Below are 6815 nucleotides of genomic sequence, written 5' to 3'. Positions count from 1 at the left end.
GAAGGTTGGTAGGGCAGTCCAGCCCGAGGAACCGTCTCAGACGAGACGCTTCCTGCTGTTCCAGACGCCAGCCGCGCCAACCAGCAGTACTGCGAGTCCGCCGATCGAGCCGCCAACCAGCAGCCATTGACGATCCGTGGTTCCGCCCGTCAACGGCAACGCCGACACCGCCACATACGTATTGGTGAATGCGATCGGATCGCCGATTTTCTGCGATTCGGAAACGTTCTTGCCGTTGTCGTCGAGCAGTTTCGTCACGGATTTCACCGAAGCCGTCCATGCGCCGTTCGTTTCGGTAACGGCGACCACAATCTGGTATTTCGCGCCCGAATAGTGCAGGGCTGCGATATTGCCGTTGCCTTCCGTAATGGTGTACGTGTAGTCGGCTTTTCCAGCGTTGTAGGTGATGTCACCGAACGTTGCGGAATGCTGGCTATCCGGGGAATCAGCATCATAGGCGACCGTCACCTTGCACGACTGTTGCGCCTGTTGCGCGCAATCGGCCGGCAGCGGCGCGTCGCCGTCTGCGGTCAGTTCGAAATCGAACGAATCGCCTGCCTTCCAGTCGCGCCCCTCTAGGATTTTCTGCACGGTGATCACATTGGATAGCGTCGCGCTCTTCAACGTGTTGGTCAATGTGGCCGTCATGTTGCCGCCGTTGCCGTCACTCTGCCAGACCATGGCTTTGGTGAGGTCCACGCCGGTCGCGTTGCTCGCAGCATTGCCATACTGGCAGGAGACCGCGTAGCGGCTGTCTTCCGACGTTTCAGCCACGCTGTAGGTGTATCCGGGCTGCAATCTGCCGATCGTGGCCGTCCAATTATTCGACGCGTTCAACGTGATTGGATCGCCTACTTTTTCAGCCTGTGCGGCCGCTTCCCCTGTCTTCGTGCGCTGCAATTGGACCGTCACCGCGTCGCTCGCATGCTTGCTCGCACCGTCGGACCACACCTTGTTGATGGTGATTTGGCCAAGTCTGACTTGCACGACCGGTTTGGCATAGTCGAGCGTCTGTTGGGTGCATTCCGATTCCTGGTCGTTAACGGACGTGACCACGCAGTAGTTCAGATGCGCTCCGGCATTGGAGAAGTATCCTTGCTTTCCTGCGGATTCATTGCCGGTATTGGCTTCTCCCGTGTCCGGGTATTGCTGCTTGCTTGCGTAATCCGCATATGCGGCGTCGCTTGGTTTTACCTTGAAGGAAACGTCGATGGTTTCGTTTTTGTCGACGATCATGCCGTTCCCATTGTTGAATGTCACGGTAATCGTGCGATTGCCGTTGTCGTCGACGTTGTAGACGGCCGTATATCCGCTTACGGTTGTGCCATTGTTGGTTACCGTCACATATTGCGTGATATCGGTGCCGTTTGCCACATCGGCGAAATCGACCGGATCAACCCATTGAGACAGGGTGTCGGTGATGGAATACGCTCTGATTTTCGCGGTTGTGGTGATGGTGTTGTAGATCTGTTCGAATGCCTTCGTCAGATTTCCCGCGGACGTTCCGTCGTATTCCTTGCCGGTGACGGCGTTCGCTTCTTTGGCTAGGTCGCTCATCTTATTGGCGTCGGCCGAAACCTTCACCACATACAGGGCTGCGTTCCCGCGTTCGTTGGCTTCCGACAGAGCGGCCGCATAGTTGTAGCCGTAGCTATCGTCATCGCCCTCGCCGTGGATGTTTCCGTCCGAGCCGTCCGGGTCGGTTTTCCACTGGTAGGACTGGTCCAACCACTTATTGTTAGCCTCGCACTCCGCCTGTGTCCCGTATTCAGGATGGCTTTCCCATCCCTGACCGAACCCACTCCACTTGAAGCATCCGGAATAGGATGTGATTCTGAAGGTCGGATTGCCGTCAGACAGGAAGACGATATGCTTCTGCACACCGGAACGTCCCGATGACAGATCGTTCGCTGTTTTCAGGGCGTCTTCCCAGTTGGTTCCGCCATTTGGCCACGCACTGACGGCCGTGCCGATAGCGCCAGGGGAAGTCGTGAACTGCGAAGTTGTTCGCGCCCTGTCGCTGAACGTCACCACCGCCATCTGTACTTGCTGCTCAGCCGGAAGAGCGGCATTCGCGGCCGTCAGAAGCTTACTCGCCAAGGCCGTGGCAGCGTTTTTCGCATTCGTGTCACGGTTGCTGTTTTTTCATACTGCCGGACTTGTCAAGCACCAGCACAATATCGGCAGGCACCGCGGTCGTAACCGTGGACGACGAACTATCGCCGGACGCAGTCAAATGCAACGCATACTGATCACCGTCTCCACCTTCGATTTTGGCAATGCTTTTACTATTCGCAGGCTGCAAGGTGGAAGTGTCACCGGAAGGATTCTGGTCGTCTTCCGCAATGGCGGAAGACGTGGTGACGTAACCCAAGCCGCCAAGCATGGCAATCGCAGCGAGCGCCGCAACCATGCGTTGAACAAAGCTTCCCCTCGGCTTTGCCTCGTTGTGCGCATGTCTCATATGCATCCCCTTAATTCACGTCTCTCATCGAATCGCGCCACTGACTCGCCTGGAGCAATCCGACACTGCTTCAACCCTGAAAACTAAAGGAAATCAAACAATCGCGCGCACACCCTACGTGCGGGAAAGTCGGGGTTTGGCAACAGCGCAACAACAAAATCCCTGCAACACATTTCCTACGGCGCAATCACCCGACATCACAAAAGGAAAAACGTGCGAAAAGCGCGATTATTCACGCAAATGTAACCGAATCAGCCACGCTTCGGCCACCAAGCAGCATGCCTGCGAATATGCCACGGCTTGCGTCGCAACCAAACCAACAACGCGCCCACTACGAGAGTCGCAATACCTGTGATCGCACCAATCGCGCGGGCATCCTTCACCGCGTCGTTTTCGGCGGGAATCTCATCTGGAATGGCGGAATGTGTGGCCGAAACCAGCAGACGGTGCGTGTTGACGCCATACGGCGTGCAGGTCATCAGGGTCACGCGATCCTCACCAGGCACGATTTTCAGCTGCGACGTGTCGTTCGGCTCGATCACCGTGATACGGTCCACCTGATAGCCGAGCGTTCGACCCATCACTTCGATGTAGAAGTAGTCGCCGACACGCATTTCATCGAGCCGCGTGAACATGGCCGCCTCGACCAGTCCGCGATGCCCGGTGAGCACCGCATGCGTGCTCTTGCCGCCGACTGGCAGGCTGCTGCCGTACAGGTGGCCCGCGCCCGAAGCGAGCGCCGATTCGGAGGTGCCATGGTAGATCGGCAGTCTCACGGAAATTTTCGGAATGCGAATCGTACCCATCACGCCACCGCCGGAATCCAACAGACTCCGGTACTCCGCGTCCGCCGAACTGGCGCTTGCGGAACCGGCGTCCGCGCCTGTACCCGCACCACTCTGATTGTCCGATTCACCAGAATCGGACAACTGTGGTCCACTTTCACCCGCTTCATTGTCCGATTCACCAGAATCGGACACACTGGCACGCGATCCTCCGCGCACATCAGCGAACGGATCCTTCGCCTCACCCAAAATCGGCTGTCCGGATTCCGCAAGCCGCTTGTTATAGTCCTGGGCCGCGGCGAACGCGTCATCCGCCTGCGGATACGGCCAGCCCGCAACCGTCTGCGCGGATCTTACCGACGTTCCCGACAGATCACGCGCCGACCGATACTGCAACATCGCCGGAAAACCGCCAATACAGATCGCAGCGACAATCAACAGCGCCGCAATCGCACGCATCGCCAGCGTTTTGCCGCGAGCGTGACGTCGTTGACGCATTTCGTCGGCAACGTCAATCGCCTCTTCGAACGACGGAAAGCGACTTTCCAACGAAAGTCGACCACCCATCGGAGCCTCTTCGGGTGACGGCCAACGACCGTCATGCCATTCCGCCGTTTCCTCCATCTCACGCAACCGTGCCGTCACCCGACAAGCTTTCGCAGCACACGTTCCAGTTCGTCGATGCGCAACGCCTGTTTCGCGATCAATTCGTCGCATTGGTTGATGATGAGTTGCGCTTGGGCGAGCTTCGAAAGCGCATCCTGCGATTCCGTTGCCGACGATTGCGCATCATCGCGCATAAGATCATGATGCCGAATGACGCGCAGGTCGTCGCGGTCCACCCGCTTGCTGTTGCGGCGGTCTCGTTCCTCCTGCTTTTTCCAGCGTGCAATGCACCGCTCAATGCGTTTGTATCCGATGAGTTTCGGGTCGAGACCCGCCTCGCGGAAGATGGCGGCCGGCGATTCGCCCGCATTGTATCTGCACATGACTTCGATGCGGAAACTGTCGGCATACCGGATATGCGACGCGCTCACGCTTTCCACTGCGGGAAGGCTGGCCAAATACGCGCGCTCCTTTGCGGTGAATTTTCCATCAACCATTCTTCCCTCCCCCTATATTGCCTAAACAGCTTGGTTCAGAATCGTATCGGAGCTTTCCCATTGGCACCCTCGTTAAAACCCTCGAATAAAGCCCACCCTTCCCCCCAATGAAAAGAAGGAGTTCCATCTTCAAAACAAAACAGTTCCGCCATTTTGCACAGATAGTAACGCTCATAGAATTACCCCCCCCCCCCATAAAATTTACAAAAACTTAACCTTGCCCCAGAGTGCCCTTTGGCTCATCATGGGGCATCACGTCCTTGAACACCGTCATGCAGACTCACTAGGCTAGAAACATGACGCAAGAGCTCGTTTCATTGACTATCATCATGGCGGTGGCGGCCGTCAGCCCGATTGTGGCGCAGCTGATTCCAGGAAGGTTCATTCCACAAACTGTGCTGCTGCTCGTCACCGGAGCCGCACTCGGTCCGTACGGACTGGGCGTAATCGAGGTGAACGACGCCGTGAAACTCTTGAGCGAGCTCGGCATGGCGTTCCTATTCCTGCTCGCCGGCTATGAAATCGACCCGAAACGACTCGCCGGACATCAAGGCAAAGTCGGCCTTGTCACATGGATCATCACCTTGGGGCTCGCCGGACTCGTCGTGACCCTGCTTCCATTCTTCGCAAAGCAAGGCATCAACGGCATCGCCACGGTAATAGCACTTACCACCACCGCTCTCGGCACACTCATGCCGATTCTCAAGGAACGCAACCTCGAAGGCACCCCCATCGGCGACGCCATCATCTCGTACGGAACGTGGGGCGAACTCGGCCCAATCCTCGCCATGGCCATCCTGCTATCCACCCGAACCGGCTGGCAGACCATGCTCGTGCTCGGCGCGTTCCTCGCCATCTGCCTACTGTGCGCGATGCTACCTACGAAAGCACTGAAAACCGGCCATCGCCTGTACCGTTTCCTTACGGAAAACGCGAACACGTCATCGCAAACGCTCATGCGACTGACCACATTCCTGCTCATCTTCCTTGTCACCATTTCCGCACTGTTCGAACTTGACGCGGTGCTCGGCGCGTTCGCCGCAGGCTTCATCCTGCGTTACATCATCCCCGACGGCAGCAAGTCGCTGGAAATGAAGCTGGAAGGCGTCGGCTACGGATTCCTTATTCCTGTGTTTTTCGTGGTGTCAGGAGCCGCGATCAACGTGCGCGCCGTGGCAGGCCGACCCGCGCTGCTCGTCGCGTTCATCGTAATGCTCATGCTGATTCGCGCGGTGCCCGTATATGTTGCGCTATCGCTCGACAAACGCGAGAATCCGCTGTCATCGCATCATCGCGTCACCGTAGCGCTGTATTGCACGACCGCGCTGCCGATCATCGTCGCCGTCACGTCACTGGCGGTGAAGGTCGGCACCATGCAAGGCGACACCGCGTCAACACTGGTCGCAGCCGGCGCGATTACGGTGTTCCTAATGCCGCTGCTTGGCTCGATCACATATCAGGTGGCCGACGTACATCCGGTCACCGCGGTTCGGGAGATTGCACACACACCATCCGATTGGCGGACGATCGTGCACGAACATGCGCAGGTGCGTGCGCTGCTGCACCATCAGGACCGGCTCAAGCGTATGGCGGAAACATTGGACGCACTGGAGAAGATGGGAACGATGGGACATGGCGATGCGGCACATAGCAATGCCGGACATGACGATGAATATCGAGCCGAACTTGTGAAACGTGCGCGCCGCGAAATCGACCGGCAGTTGAAGGAACTCGGCCTGGACCCGCAGCTCACCACGCAACTGCCACACAACTACCGTTATCCGAAGAACTGAAACGCGAATCCGAGCCTTTCCGGCACTCTAAGTGTCCGATTCTGGAGAAACGGACAACCGTAACGCACTTTTACCCGTCTGAATGTCCGATTCTGGAGAATCGGACATTCAGACATGCGCCTATTCGACGGATTTGAGCGAACTAATCGGGTCGATACGATCCAACACCGGATTCACGAACAACTGCACGAGCAGCGCGAAAGCCATGGTCGCGCCGGCCGCAATCACATAGCTCAACGGCTTGCATTCCACTTCGAAATACAGTGCGGGCATGTTCAACGCGGCCGTCAGCAATCCGCCGACGAAACGTCCGAGCGGCAAGCCCAGCACCACGCCCATCATGGTGAGCACCATCATTTCACGGTTCACATAGTGGTGAACCTCTTTGTCGAAGAATCCGAGCACCTTGAGCGTGGCCATCTCGCGTTCACGTTCTGACACGTTGGTGTTGGCGAGCGTGAACAACACCACGAGCGCGAGCCCGCCCGCGAGCGCCACTATCAGCGCGACCACCGCGCCCATCAGGTCGAATTTGAAGCTTTCCGCCATGTGCGCGCAGCTCACGGCTTTCATGACCGCATCGTCGTCTTCCAGCTTTTCCGCATAGGCGGCCTGGGATTCGCCTGAACCTTTGAGCTTCGCATACATGGCGTTCCACACCAATTGTTGG

6 protein-coding genes are annotated in these 6815 nt (G+C 57.5%); 1 reads left to right on the top strand and 5 read right to left on the bottom strand.

Features of this window, described 5'->3' with window-relative positions; genetic code table 11:
* Positions 1-36 precede the first annotated feature (36 nt).
* From Q5H33_RS07760 to Q5H33_RS07745, 4 genes are all read right to left on the bottom strand, one after another.
* Positions 37-2100 (bottom strand): Spy0128 family protein, encoded by a 2064-nt coding sequence (locus Q5H33_RS07760; protein WP_302423886.1) that lies wholly within the window; start codon positions 2098-2100, stop codon positions 37-39.
* Between the two features lie 28 nt (positions 2101-2128).
* Positions 2129-2464, bottom strand: a complete 336-nt coding sequence (locus Q5H33_RS07755; RefSeq protein ID WP_302423884.1) for a hypothetical protein — start codon at positions 2462-2464, stop codon at positions 2129-2131.
* Between the two features lie 251 nt (positions 2465-2715).
* Positions 2716-3816, bottom strand: coding sequence for a class C sortase (locus Q5H33_RS07750; RefSeq protein ID WP_126016702.1), 1101 nt, complete (start codon positions 3814-3816; stop codon positions 2716-2718).
* 74 nt (positions 3817-3890) lie between these two features.
* Complete coding sequence (locus Q5H33_RS07745; protein ID WP_034880202.1) at positions 3891-4352, bottom strand: hypothetical protein; 462 nt, start codon at positions 4350-4352, stop codon at positions 3891-3893.
* A gap of 296 nt (positions 4353-4648) precedes the next feature.
* Between Q5H33_RS07745 and Q5H33_RS07740 the strand changes: the two genes are divergently transcribed.
* Positions 4649-6145 carry a cation:proton antiporter gene (locus Q5H33_RS07740; RefSeq protein WP_302423882.1) on the top strand — a complete coding sequence of 499 codons (1497 nt, stop codon included), beginning with the start codon at positions 4649-4651 and terminating at the stop codon, positions 6143-6145.
* A 120-nt stretch (positions 6146-6265) separates the two neighbouring features.
* Here Q5H33_RS07740 and Q5H33_RS07735 read toward each other — a convergent pair.
* The coding region (locus Q5H33_RS07735; protein ID WP_302423879.1) for an ABC transporter permease at positions 6266-6815 on the bottom strand (550 nt) is incomplete at its 5' end.

Source organism: uncultured Bifidobacterium sp., assembly GCF_959020145.1.
Lineage (GTDB): Bacteria > Actinomycetota > Actinomycetes > Actinomycetales > Bifidobacteriaceae > Bifidobacterium.
The sequence above is the reverse complement of the archived record's forward strand: the minus strand, read 5'-3'. Positions and strand labels throughout refer to the sequence as shown.